General features: G+C 72.2%; 10 protein-coding genes. 7 read left to right on the top strand and 3 right to left on the bottom strand.

Translation table 11 applies throughout. The features are described 5' to 3' along the window. Window positions 1-8 precede the first annotated feature (8 nt). The 5 genes from tal (at window position 9) to pgl (ending at window position 6,428) form a co-directional block, all read left to right on the top strand. Window positions 9-1,118, top strand: coding sequence for a transaldolase (tal, locus tag DQ384_RS18715; protein WP_114030137.1), 1,110 nt, complete (start codon window positions 9-11; stop codon window positions 1,116-1,118). 126 nt (window positions 1,119-1,244) lie between these two features. Further along, on the top strand, window positions 1,245-2,879 hold the full coding sequence (locus tag DQ384_RS18710; protein ID WP_114030136.1) for a glucose-6-phosphate isomerase: 1,635 nt from the start codon (window positions 1,245-1,247) through the stop codon (window positions 2,877-2,879). After that, the gene (zwf, locus tag DQ384_RS18705) at window positions 2,879-4,600 is read left to right on the top strand and encodes a glucose-6-phosphate dehydrogenase (protein WP_245966593.1); all 1,722 of its coding nucleotides are present in this window, start codon (window positions 2,879-2,881) and stop codon (window positions 4,598-4,600) included. The genes DQ384_RS18710 and zwf overlap by 1 nt, the downstream gene beginning before the upstream one ends. A gap of 61 nt (window positions 4,601-4,661) precedes the next feature. Beyond that, complete coding sequence (locus tag DQ384_RS18700) at window positions 4,662-5,561, top strand: glucose-6-phosphate dehydrogenase assembly protein OpcA (RefSeq protein WP_425451473.1); 900 nt, start codon at window positions 4,662-4,664, stop codon at window positions 5,559-5,561. Window positions 5,562-5,654: 93 nt separating this feature from the next. Next, window positions 5,655-6,428: a 6-phosphogluconolactonase gene (gene pgl, locus DQ384_RS18695; protein ID WP_114030134.1), complete on the top strand. Its 774-nt coding sequence runs from the start codon at window positions 5,655-5,657 to the stop codon at window positions 6,426-6,428. Between the two features lie 77 nt (window positions 6,429-6,505). Here pgl and add read toward each other — a convergent pair whose 3' ends face one another. Further along, on the bottom strand, window positions 6,506-7,531 hold the full coding sequence (gene add / locus DQ384_RS18690) for an adenosine deaminase (RefSeq protein ID WP_220183008.1): 1,026 nt from the start codon (window positions 7,529-7,531) through the stop codon (window positions 6,506-6,508). Between the two features lie 84 nt (window positions 7,532-7,615). Next, window positions 7,616-8,395 (bottom strand): class I SAM-dependent methyltransferase, encoded by a 780-nt coding sequence (locus tag DQ384_RS18685; RefSeq protein WP_245966592.1) that lies wholly within the window; start codon window positions 8,393-8,395, stop codon window positions 7,616-7,618. Window positions 8,396-8,467: 72 nt separating this feature from the next. Between DQ384_RS18685 and DQ384_RS18680 the strand changes: the two genes are divergently transcribed. Both DQ384_RS18680 and DQ384_RS18675 read left to right on the top strand, forming a co-directional pair. Beyond that, entirely contained in the window at window positions 8,468-9,046 is a 579-nt protein-coding gene (locus DQ384_RS18680; protein WP_114030133.1) for a CGNR zinc finger domain-containing protein, read from the top strand. Window positions 9,047-9,151: 105 nt separating this feature from the next. Further along, entirely contained in the window at window positions 9,152-9,772 is a 621-nt protein-coding gene (locus DQ384_RS18675) for a hypothetical protein (RefSeq protein WP_245966591.1), read from the top strand. Window positions 9,773-9,846: 74 nt separating this feature from the next. Here DQ384_RS18675 and DQ384_RS18670 read toward each other — a convergent pair whose 3' ends face one another. Beyond that, on the bottom strand, window positions 9,847-12,741 hold the full coding sequence (locus DQ384_RS18670) for a matrixin family metalloprotease (RefSeq protein ID WP_181871283.1): 2,895 nt from the start codon (window positions 12,739-12,741) through the stop codon (window positions 9,847-9,849). Window positions 12,742-12,861: the final 120 nt, after the last annotated feature.

The following is a 12,861-nucleotide window of genomic DNA, read 5'->3' as shown; positions in this document are numbered from 1 at the left end:
TCACCGTCATGAGCGAAAACCTGAAGCGCCTCACCGAGGCGGGCGTGTCAATCTGGCTGGACGACATCAGCCGCGAGCGCCTGCGCACCGGCAACCTGCAGTCGCTGATCAACGACAAGTACGTCACCGGTGTCACCTCCAACCCCACGATCTTCGCCTCCGCCCTGAGCAAGGGCGACGCCTACGACACCCAGCTTCGCGACCTTGCGGTGCGCGGCGTGGACGTCGGCGAGGCGGTCCGGGCGATCACGACCTTCGACATCCGCTGGGCGGCCGACGTCCTGCGGCCGGTCTTCGACGCCACGGGCGGCGTGGACGGCCGGGTGTCCATCGAGGTGGACCCGCGCCTGGCCACCGAGACGGCCGAGAAGACGGTGGCGGAGGCCCGGGCCCTGTGGTGGCTGGTCGACCGCCCGAACGTCCACATCAAGATCCCCGCGACGCTGCCGGGGCTGCCGGCCATCACGCAGACCCTCGCCGAGGGGATCAGCGTGAACGTGACGCTGATCTTCTCGCTGGAGCGCTACCGCGCCGTCATGGACGCCTGGCTGACCGGCCTGGAGCAGGCGAAGGCCGCGGGCCTGGACCTGTCGAAGATCGAGTCGGTGGCGTCCTTCTTCGTCAGCCGGTTCGACACCGAGATCGACAAGCGCCTGGAGAAGATCGGCACGCCGGAGGCGCTCGCGCTGAAGGGCAAGGCGGCCATCGCCAACGCCCGCCTGGCGTTCGCGGCGTACGAAGAGGTCATGAACAGCCCGCGCTGGCAGGCGCTGAAGGCGGCCGGGGCGCACCCGCAGCGGCCGCTGTGGGCGTCCACCGGCGTCAAGAACCCCGACTACCCCGACACCATGTACGTCGACCAGCTCGTCACCGCCGGCACGGTCAACACCATGCCGGAGAAGACGCTCGACGCGGTCGCCGATCATGGGAACATCGACGGCGACACCGTCCGGCCGTACTACGAGCAGGCGTGGAACACCATGGCCGCGCTCAAGCAGGCCGGCATCGACTACGACGACGTGGTGAGGGCACTGGAGGACGAAGGCGTCGAGAAGTTCGTCACCTCGTGGAACGAGCTGCTCGGGACCGTCGAGTCCGAGCTCAAGAAGGCGAGCTGAGCGTCCGGCGGTTCGGACCCGGTTCCCGGCGGCGCGCCGGGTAGGCCCCTGGCCTACCCGGCGCCCACGGGAGTGCCGTGCGGCGCCTCGGCAGGCCCGCCCTCGTGCGAGGAGACACCTTTAAGGATGGATATGTCTGTAACGTTCGGTGACGAGGCGGTAGCCGCGGAGGCCTCCGAGGCCGTGCGGAGGCTCGCCGAGGAGGGCGTCCCCCAGGCGCTGTCCAACGGCGACCCGACCCTGTGGGGGCCGGAGGCCGAGAGCGAGGCGCGGATGCGCCTCGGCTGGCTCGACCTGCCCACCACCTCGCGTGAGCTGCTGCCCGAGATCACCAAACTGGTCGAGCGCGCCCGCGCCGAGAACCTGGAGCACGTCGTGCTGGCGGGCATGGGAGGCTCCTCCCTGGCCCCCGAGGTCATCTGCGCCACCGCCGACGTGCCGCTCACCGTGCTCGACACCACCGACCCCGGCCAGGTGCGGCGCGCGCTCGCCGACCGCCTGGACCGCACGATCCTCGTCGTGTCCAGCAAGAGCGGCTCGACGATCGAGACCGACAGCCACCGCCGCGTCTACGAGAAGGCGTTCCGCGACGCCGGCATCGACCCGGCCGACCGCATCGTCGTGGTCACCGACCCCGGCTCTCCGCTGGAGCAGCTCGCGATCGAGTCCGGGTACCCCGTCATCCTGGCCGACCCGAACGTCGGCGGCCGCTACAGCGCGCTGACCGCGTTCGGCCTGGTGCCGAGCGCGCTGGCCGGGGCGGAGGTCATCCGGCTGCTCGACGACGCCGCCGAGGTGCGTCCCCGGCTGGCCGAGGGCTCCGAGGCCAACCCCGGCCTGACGCTCGGCGCCGCGCTCGGGACCGCCGCCCTCGCCGGGCGCGACAAGCTCGTGCTGGAGGACGGCCTCTCCCCCATCAACGGCCTGCCCGACTGGATCGAGCAGCTCGTCGCCGAGTCCACCGGCAAGCAGGGCAAGGGCATCCTGCCCGTCGTCGGCGCCGACCCGACCGAGGCCGAGGACGAGATCGTCGCCGGCATCGACACCGAGGCGGACGTCCAGGTCGACGGCCCGCTCGGCGCCCAGTTCCTCGTCTGGGAGTACGCCACGGCCATCGCCGGGCGCCTGCTCGGCATCAACCCCTTCGACCAGCCGAACGTCGCCGAGTCGAAGGAGAACACCGCCCGCATCCTGCGGGAGTCCGGCGACGGCCCGCTGCCCACCGGCACGCCGGCGCTGGTCGACGGCCCGGTGGAGGTCTACGGCGAGCTCCCCGCGCACGTCAAGGACCTTTCCGGGGTGCTCACCCACCTGCTGGAGCAGATCCCCGACCGGGGCTACCTGGCGATCCTGGCCTTCCTCGACCGCGAGGCCGCGTTCGACGTGCCGGTGCCGCCGGAGGCCTCGTTCGAGGAGATCACCGACATCTGGGCCGCGCACGACCCGGCCAGCCTTCAGGGGCTGCTGGCGATCAGGACCGACCGCCCGGTCACGTTCGGCTGGGGTCCCCGCTACCTGCACTCGACCGGGCAGTACCACAAGGGCGGCCCGCAGAACGGCGTCTTCCTGCAGCTCACCGGCGCCGTCGAGGAGGACCTCGAAGTGCCCGGCAAGCCGTACACCCTGGGAAGGCTGCAGCTCGCGCAGGCGCTCGGCGACCTCGACGCGCAGCGCGGGCGGGGGCGTCCGGCCCTGCGCCTCCACCTCACCGATCGCAAGGCCGGCGTCAGGTACCTGCTCGACGCCGCACGGGAGGTTTGATGAACGACAGCGAGCAGCCAGGCGTGGCCCCCGAGAACGGCCCGGCGCGTTCCGCTGATCCGGCCGGGGGCCCGTCGGCGGACGTGCTCGCCCGGGCCGCGCAGGAGGCCGCGCGGGTTCAGGAGCCCGCGGCCCCCGCCGACGACACCGTGACCGCCGCGCAGTCCGCGGCGACCGCCTCCACCACCGTGGAGGTCGCCGAGGCCAACCCGCTGCGCGACCCGCGCGACAAGCGGCTGCCGCGGGTGGCCGGGCCGTGCGTGCTGGTCATCTTCGGCGTGACGGGTGACCTGGCGCGGCGCAAGCTGCTGCCGGCGATCTACGACCTGGGCAACCGGGGTCTGCTCCCGCCGGGGTTCTCCCTGGTCGGCTTCGCGCGGCGCGACTGGGCCGCCCAGGACTTCGCCAAGATCACTCACGACGCGGTGAAGGAGCACGCGCGCACGCCCTTCCGCGAGGAGGTCTGGAAGCAGATCTGCGAGGGCCTGCACTTCGTGCCCGGCGCGTTCGACGACGACGGGGCCTTCGACGCGCTGGCGATGGTGCTGAAGGAGATCGACGAGACCCGGGGCACCGGCGGAAACTACGCCTTCTACACCTCGACGCCGCCGAAGTTCTTCCCGGTGATCATCGAGCAGCTCAAGCGCACCGGGCTGCACAAGCCGCCGCCCGGCGCCTGGCGCCGCATCGTGATCGAGAAGCCGTTCGGGCACGACCTCAAGAGCGCCCAGGAGCTGAACGCGGTCGTCGACTCGGCGTTCAAGCCGGACTCGGTGTTCCGCATCGACCACTACCTGGGCAAGGAGACGGTCCAGAACATCCTGGCGCTGCGGTTCGCCAACACGCTGTGGGAGCCGATCTGGAACCGCGGCTACGTCGACCACGTGCAGATCACGATGGCCGAGGACATCGGCGTCGGCGGGCGGGCCGGGTACTACGACGGCATCGGCGCGGCCAGGGACGTCATCCAGAACCACCTGCTGCAACTGATGGCGCTGGTGGCGATGGAGGACCCGACCGCGTTCGGCGCGGCGGCGCTGCGCAGGGAGAAGGAGAAGGTCCTGGAGGCGGTCACCCTCCCGGAGAACCTGGACCTGGCCACGGCCATCGGCCAGTACACCGCCGGATGGCAGGGCGGGGTCCCGGTCAAGGGGTTCGTGGAGGAGGAGGGCATCCCGCCGGACTCCCGGACCGAGACCTACGCGGCCGTCAAGCTGGAGATCGCCAACCGGCGCTGGGCGGGCGTCCCGTTCTACCTGCGCACCGGCAAGCGGCTCGCCAGGCGCATGACCGAGGTGGCCGTGGTGTTCCAGCGGGCGCCGCACCTGCCGTTCAGCAAGACCGACACCGAGATCCTCGGGCAGAACGCCCTGGTGATCCGCATCCAGCCGGACGAGGGCATCACGGTGCGCTTCGGCTCGAAGGTGCCGGGCACGGCGATGGAGGTCCGGGACGTCAACATGGACTTCGCCTACGGCGAGGCGTTCCTGGAGTCGTCCCCCGAGGCCTACGAGCGGCTGCTGCTGGACGTGCTCATCGGCGACCCGCCGCTGTTCCCGCACCAGCGCGAGGTCGAGCTGCAGTGGATGATCCTGGACCCGATCGAGGAGTTCTGGGCCCAGAGCGGCCGGCGGCCCGAGGGCTACCCGGCCGGCACGGGCGGCCCGGCCTCGGCCGACGAGATGATGGCCCGCGACGGGCGGGTCTGGAGGCGGCTGTGACCGGTATTTCCGCTGTGATCCGTCCCACCGGCTCAGGGGAGGCGCTGTGACCAGTTTCCTGATGGGGAGCACCACGGCCTCCGAGATCGCCGCGCAGCTCACCCGGCTGCGCCACCAGGTGGGCGCGCCCGCCGTCGGCATGGTGCTCACCGTCGTCGTGGTGTGCGACGAGAGCCACCAGTACGACGCGGTCCGGGCCGTGTCCGAGGCCTCGCGAGAGCATCCGTCCCGTATCCTCGCGGTCGTCCCGAGAGAGCGCGAGGAGGCGACCCGCCTGGACGCGGAGATCCGGGTCGGGGAGCTGACGACGGGCGAGGTCGTCCTGCTCCGCCTGTACGGCGAGCTCACCGAGCACGCGGACTCCGTGCTGGCCCCGCTGCTGCTCACCGACATCCCTGTGGTCGTGTGGTGGCCCGGCGAGGCGCCGGAGGCCCCCGGCAAGGACCCGGTCGGCGTCTACGGCCAGCGCCGCGTCACCGACGCCCGCTCCGCCCCCGACGGGGTGGCGGCGATCAAGTCGCGCATCCACGGCTACACGCCCGGCGACACCGACCTGGCGTGGACACGGATCACGCCCTGGCGCAGTCTGCTGGCCGCCGCGTTCGACCAGCCGGTCGGCAAGGTGCTGGACGGCTACGTCGAGGCCGAGGCCGGCCATCCGAGCGCCCACCTGCTGGCGGTGTGGCTGTCGGGCAAGCTGGACGCGCCGATCCGCGTGACCGAGTCCAAGGGGCCCGGCCTCACGGCGGTGCGGCTGCGCGTCCAGGACGGCGAGGTCGCCGTCGAGCGGCACGACTCGCGTACCGCCACCCTGAAGCGGCCCGGGCAGCCGGACCGGCAGGTGGCCCTGGCCCGCAGGCCGACCGCCGACCTCCTGGCCGAGGAACTGCGGCGGCTCGACCCCGACGAGGTGTACGAGGAGACGATCCGGGGCGTCGCCGCCGGGTTCGACGGCTCCTGACCATCGCGCCCGGCGTCCGTCCCCGCGACCACGGGGACGGACGCCGGGACGTCTCCCGAGGACATCTTCGGCTTCGTAAGGACGGTTCTTCTCGTGAGTGTTCCCACGGTCCTGGTCCACCGGGACGCCCAGGTGCTGGCCAAGGCCGTCGCCGCGCGCCTGATCACCGGTCTCGCCGACGCGCAGGCGGCCAAGGGGTCGGCCCACCTGGTCCTGACCGGAGGCACGATCGGCATCGCCTCGCTGGCGGAGGTCGCGGCCAACGCGGCGCACGACGCGGTGGAGTGGCGCCGCCTTGACATCTGGTGGGGCGACGAGCGCTTCCTGCCCACCGGCGACCCCGAGCGCAACGAGACCGGGGCCCGCCGCGCGCTGCTCGACCACGTCGACACCGACCCCGAGCGCGTGCACCCCGTCCCCGGCCCCGACTCCGGCCTGACGGCCGAGGAGGCCGCCGACCGGTACGCCGAAGAGTTGCGCAAGGCGTCCAGGCCCGAGGACCACGGGCCGGTGCCGTCGTTCGACATCCTGATGCTGGGCCTCGGCCCCGACGCGCACGTGGCCTCGCTGTTCCCCGAGATGCCCGCCCTGTACGACGAGCGCCCGGTCGTCGCGGTGCACGGCGCGCCGAAGCCGCCGCCGACCCGGATCACGATGACGCTGCCCACGATCCAGGCGGCGCGCGAGGTCTGGGTGATCGCGGCGGGCGAGGAGAAGGCGGGGGCCGTCCGGCTGGCCCTCCAGGGGGCCGGGACGTTCCAGGTGCCGGCCGCCGGCGCGCGGGGGCGGGTGCGGACGATGTTCCTGCTCGACCGGGCCGCCGCGTCCAAGATCCCGCCGGACCTCGGCCGTCCCGCCTCCCCCTGACCGGGGACCTGGCCGTCCCCTCTCTCCCCGGCCCGGGGCCTCGGCCGTCCCGCCTCCGCCTGACCCGGGGCGCGGCGTCAGGCGGGCATCGGCACCCGGTCGATCTCGTCGATGATCGCCCGCTTGGCGTCCTCCTCCAGGAACGACGCCCTCACCGCGTCGCGGGCCAGCCCGGCGAGGTCCTCGGCGCCGAGGCCGAACACCTCGGCCGCCACCTGGTACTCCCGGTTTAGCGTGGTGCCGAACATCGGCGGGTCGTCGCTGTTGAGCGTGACGTAGAGGCCCTCCTGGAGCAGGCGGGGCAGCGGGTGGGCGGCGATCTCGGGCACCTGGCGGGTCCGGACGTTGGAGGTCGGGCAGACCTCCAGCGGCGTCCGGGTCTCGCGCAGGTGCTCGACGAGCCTGGGGTCGTCCAGGCAGCGGATGCCGTGGCCGATGCGCTCGGCGCCGAGCCCCTCGATGACCTCCCAGATGGTCTCCGGGCCGGAGGTCTCCCCCGCGTGCGGCACGCTGTGCAGACCGGCCGCCGTGGCGGCGCGGAAGGCGTCCCGGAAGGCGTCGCGGTAGGGCGGGCGCTCCTCCTCGATGCCCGCGAGCCCGAGCGCCACGAGGGCCTGCGGGGGCTCCGACAGCGCGTGGTCCAGCGTCGCCCGCGCGCCCTCGACCCCGAACTCGCCGGGGATGTCGAAGATGTACCCGACGCGCACGCCGAGGCCGGCGGCCTCACGGGCCGCCAGGTCCAGCGCCTCGGTGACGGCTGGCATCGGCATGCCCATGCGGTGGTGGGAGTACGGGGTGACGGTCAGCTCGACGTAGCGGACGTTCTGCGCGGCGAGGTCGCGCGCGGCGCCGGTGACCAGCGTGGCGACGTCCTCGGGCTCGCGCACGAGTGCGTTTACGCCCTCGTAGATCTGGGCGAAGTGGCGGAAGTCGCGGAAGTCGTAGAACCTCCGGAGCTCCTCCTCGGTGGTGGGGACCGGGCCACCGGGGTGGCGGCGGGTCAGCTCCAGCACCGTGGGCACCGAGGCCGACCCGACCAGGTGGACGTGCAGCTCGGCCTTCGGGAGGGCGGCGATGAACTCGTTGACCGATTCCAGGCTCATGGCGCCCGACATTAGGCACCTGCCACGCCTTCCGAAAGTCAATTTCCTGGAATCTGACAACATCCCGGCAAGTTCGGCCCGAGTTCAGGCGTGGATGGCGCAGAGCAGGCGGTTGTCGCCGTTCTGCCACAGGGTGCCGATCTCGCCGAAACCCGCCTCGCGCAGCGCCGCGACGTGGATCGACAGGTCGAGGGACTCCGAGCCGTGATGGTCCGCGGCCGCGACCCTGCGCTCCCGCTCGTCGCGCAGGCCGCTCAGCACCGGGTCGGCGGCGGCCGCGTCCCACCACTGGCGCCAGTCCTCGGGCATGCCGCCGGCGAAGCGGCGCCGGGTCGCCCGGTCGTGGACCGCGCGCTCCAGCTTCGCCAGGCCCGGGGAGACGTCGCCGACCGCGAGGTGGTCGCCGTTGAGGAACAGGCCGCCGGGGCGCAGGACGGTGGTCAGCTCGGCGAGCATCGTGCGCAGCCCCTCGGCGGACAGCCAGTGCAGGGCCGTCGTGCTCACCGCCACGTCCACCTCGCGCGGCAGCCCGAGGGACGCGGCCCAGCCCGGCCGGCGCAGGTCGAGGTCGGCGAAGCGCAGGCCGGGGCGTCCGGCGTGAGCGGCCCCGCCGAGGGCCAGCAGCAGCGGGTCGGCGTCCACGGCCACGACGGTGGCCCCGGGGAGCCGGTCGAGCAGGCGGGCCGAGAGCGAGCCGGGGCCGCAGCCGAGGTCCAGCACGAGCGGGTCGGGCCGCCCGGCGCCGGCCTCGACGGCGTCGATGAGCGCGGTGAAGCGCTCCTCGCGGTCGGGCAGGTAGCCCTCCTGCTGGCGGTCCCAGCGGGTGATCCAGTCCTGCGCCGTGTTACGCGTGAGAATGGACATGAAAGCCTCCTGGTAACTGTCGTCTATCCTTTAGATAGTGACAGCGTAGAACCGAAGGATGTAACCGGTCAAGTGAATTTCAACAGTCACTCCGATGCCGTGGTGGCGGTGGCGGCATCCCTGGTGAACGCGCTGACCCCGGGCGAGGCCCGCGGCAGGACGTACACCCTCCCCTCCGAGGGCCCGGCACGACGCACGGCGGCGAGCGAGGCCCTGCGCGCGGGGGGCGCGCGGTCCAGAGAGGTCACCGACGCCGAGGCCCTCGGGCTCGCCGAGGTCGCCGCCGAGCTGCGCGTCGTCTTCGAGGCCGTCGAGTCCGGGGACGTCGACACCGCGGCCCACCAGGTCAACCGGCTGCTCGACCGCACGCAGGCGCGCCCGCACCTGGAACGGCACGACGGCGAGCCGTGGCACCTGCACTTCCACGGCTCAGGCGAGGCCCCAGGCGAGGACTGGGCCGCCTCCTGCGCGACCGGCCTCGCCATCGTGCTCGGCGGCGAGCTGTACGACCGGCTCGGCGTCTGCACCGCCCCCCACTGCGACCGGGTCTACGTCGACACCTCCCGCAACGGCACCCGCCGCTTCTGCTCGACGTCCTGCCAGAACCGGGTCAAGACCGCCGCCTTCCGCGCCCGCGCCGGTCGCCCCTGACATCGGCGGAATCTTCCCTCGATCACGCTGAGTGTCGGATCTTGCACGAAGGGAAAGGGAGAGGAGGAGTGCGGATCAGCGCCGTGAGGTTCCAAGGGGGAAGAAGTGGCTGTACGGAGTGCTAGACGTGCGCGGATCATCGCGACGCCCGCCATGGCGGCGATCCTGACGGTGACGCTGGTGGGCGGCTGCGGGGGCAAGTCCGCGACCATGACTCCGGAAGCCGCGGTGGCCACCAGCCCGGCGGCTGTGGCCTCCAGCCCGGCGGCGGTGGCGACGTCGGCGGGCGGAGACGCCGAGTACAACGGCGCGTGCCCGACCACCGGCAACGCGCGGCCCTTCGCCAAGACCCGCTTCGCCCTGCACGCGGGCCTCGCGCTCGGCGCGTTCCACCGGTACATCTACAAGCCCCTGCGCGCCGGCGGCTTCAAGGAGGGCGCCGAGAAGCGCAAGCGCACGTTCCTCAAGGCCGCGATCGCGGGCGCGTTCGCGCTGCACGAGCTGAAGGTCGCCAAGGGCTTCGCCGTGGCCAACCCCACGCTGTGCAAGGCCGTCGAGGGCGTGAGCAGCAAGTTCCAGAGCCTCACCGACAAGCTCAAGGGCGGAACCGCCACCGAACGCGACCTCGACACCAGCAAGTCCTCCATGGACGGCCTGCAACAGGACGCGAGCAAGACCGGCTTCAACTTCAAGGAGCAGAACGTCACGGTGCCGGGCGCGGGCTGACCGGCCCCTGCGTGTCGTCCGGCCGGCGGGGCGTCGCGCCTCGCCGGCGGCGTCCGGTCGGCCACGATCGCGCGTCAGCCGAGCCGGGAGTAGAAGATCCGCTCGCCCCCGACCCACCAGGGCGCTCCGGTCGACACGACGAAGAGCCTGTCGTCCCACACGCCCACGGCGGGGCCGGCCGAGCTGCCGAACCCGCGGACCGGCACCTGGCCGGTCCATTCCGCGGTGTTGAACCGGGAGGTGTAGAGGGCGACGTCCTCGGGTCCCGGCCACCAGGCCAGGACCACCCGGTCGCCACGCACCGCCGCCGACGGCCCGTGGTTGGAGTGGATCTCCGCCCAGGTCTCCCCGGACGTCTCGGCCTCCACGTACTGGACCTTGCGCTGCGCCTGCCAGAGCGAATCGAGGTCCGGCCCGCGCGAGCTGTAGTAGACGGCGGTGTCGCCCTCGACGCCCTTCCAGAACAGATGGAGCCGATTGCGGAAATTGAGCAGGAAGGGGCCCTCGGACGTGCCGACGCCGCGGATGGGCCCCTTGTGCGTCCAGGTCAAGGGGTCGCCGGGATGCCAGAGGCCGTCGACCACGGCGTAGGACCAGTGGATCCTCTGGTCGTCCTCGAGGCCCTTGTACGCCAGGTAGATGCGGTTCCCCAAGGCCGCCACGGCGGGGCCTGAGTTGATGGAGAGGCCCTCCACGGGCAGCCGCTCCGGCCACACGTGGCCCGCGTCCACCTGGAGGGAGGAGTAGTACAGGGCGTTGTCGTCCAGGCCCCCGTTGTGCGCCATGAAGAGCGCGGTCTCGCCGTTCTGCCCGGCCGAGATCGTCGTCATGGCGGGGCCGTGCGAGCTGAAGTACCCCATTATCTGCTCGGCCGGCGACCATCCCGACCCGTCGTAGGACGACCAATAGATCCTTCGGTCACCTCCCAAGCCGCGCCAGGCCAGGTAGAGCCTGTCAGCCGTGGGCTCACCGACGAAGGTCGGGCGTCCCGCCCGCGCGAGCGCCGGCCGGTGGCTCGTCGCCCCCACGGCCGGCTGCGGCACCGACCACCCGTAGATGGTGCCGAGCGCCTCCTCGTCAACCGTGTCGATCCCGGTGTTCGGAGCGTACGGGTACATGATCGAGCGCGGGTCGCCCGAGTGGGTCAGCCCGAGCGCGTGGCCGATCTCGTGCAGGACCACCCCGGGCGGCGGCCCCGGGGGCCAGGGGTCGGCGACGTCGAACATGATCCGGCCCGCTTCCGGATCGGTCGGGAGGTACGCGGCCCCGTTGACACCCCCCGGCTTCCCGAAGTCCCCGTTCAGGTCCGACCCGCCGAAGCGGATCGTGAGGTCGCCGCCGGAGGGCACGCGGGTGAAGGCGAAGAAGCCCGGCGGGACGCGCGCCCACGCGTCCAGCGCCGCCGTGAGCTGGTCCTGGATCTGCTGCGGCGGCATGGTGCTGCCGGACGGGTCGAACGACCAGGTGAGGCCTCCCCGGGGCCAGCCGCCCGCGGAGGAGGCCCCGTAGCTCATCGGACGCAGGCCGCCCTCCGCGTCCAGGGAGTCCGGGACGCCGCAGAACCGTCTGTCGGCCTTGGCGGCGACGAGAGCTATCCGTTCGGGTAAGAGCAGGTGGGGGCCGCCGATCGTCCACGCCTTCTCGAAGCGGGCCAGGGCCTGCGCGAAGGTGTACGCGCCGCCCTCGGGCCCGGTCGTGTACCCGAACCGGGGAAGCCACCGGTGGACGGCGATCTCGGTCGTCACGCTCTGGACGGCCTCCGCGCGCCCGGCGGCGGAATACCGGTACGTCAGATTCTCCAGGGCCCACAGGAGCTGTACCTCGTCCGCCAGATCACGGTCGATCGCGACGGCTTCCTCGGTCACCGCGACAGCGTCCTGCAGACGTCCGGCATTCTGCAGATACGCCCCCAGCGTCACCAGCGCACTCGCCAGCCCGGGGCGATTCCCCGCCGCTCGGAAGCGATCGGCCCGCTCCTGCTCCGCCGCCACCGCCTGCGCGTGCCGCCCGGCGAAGGAGTAACGCGACGCCATGTTCTCCAGCGCCCACGACAATTGGCCTTCGTCGCCCAGCTCGCGGCCGATCGCCACGGCCTCCTCCGTGGCCGCGACCGCGTCCGGAACACGCCCCGCGTTCTGGAGATACGCCCCCAGAGTGACCAGCGCACTCGCCAGTCCCGGCCGGTTCCCGGCGGCTCTCAGCCGGTCGGCGCGTTCCTGTCCCGCGGCGGCCGCCTTGTCATTCATCGACGCGAACGAATACCGGGCGGCCAGATTCTCCAGCGCCCACGACAATTGGGCTTCGTCGCCCAGCTCGCGGCCGATCGCCACGGCCTCCTCCGTCGCCGTGACCGCGTCCGAAACACGCCCCGCGTTCTGGAGATACGCCCCCAGAGTGACCAGCGCACTCGCCAGACCGGCCTGAATCCCCGCCACTCGGAAACGATCCACCCTCTCCTGGGTGGCGGCCACCGCCTGTTCGTATCGGGCGGCGAACGCGTACCGAGAGGCCAGGTTTTCCAGGGCCCAGGTCACCTGGCTCACATCGCCCAGCTCACGATCGATCGCCACGGCCTCCTCCGTCACCGCGACCGCCTCCGGAACACGCCCCGCGTTCTGCAGATAGGCGCCGAGCACGACGAGCGCATTGGCGAGGCCCGCCCGATTCCCCGAGGTGCGATAGCGATCGGCCCGCTCCTGTCCCGCGGCGACCGCCTGGTCATTCATCGACGCGAACGAATACCGGGCGGCCAGGTTCTCCAGGGCCCACACGAGCTGCGCCTCGTCGCCGAGATCGCGGTAGATGGCCACGGCCTCCTCGGTGGCGGCGACGGCCTCCGGAAGCAGCCCCGCGTTCTGCGCATGGGCGCCGAGGACGACCAGCGCGTACGCCAGCGCGGGACGGTCACCGGCGGCCCGCGCCACGTCCACACGTTGCCGCGCCTCGATCAATTCCTGCGAATCGGGCATACCGCGCTCCATGCGATGGGGAATGGGAGCCATCGTCGGCCGCCGAGGCTCGGAGACCGGAATTGAGACTACTCCCGCCCATCAGGAAAAGCCCGCGATTATCGCCCGATTCATGTGACT

This window comes from Sphaerisporangium album (genome assembly GCF_003323745.1).
Lineage (GTDB): Bacteria > Actinomycetota > Actinomycetes > Streptosporangiales > Streptosporangiaceae > Sphaerisporangium > Sphaerisporangium album.
Note: the sequence above shows the minus strand (reverse complement) of the source record. Positions and strands in the feature narration are given on the sequence as shown.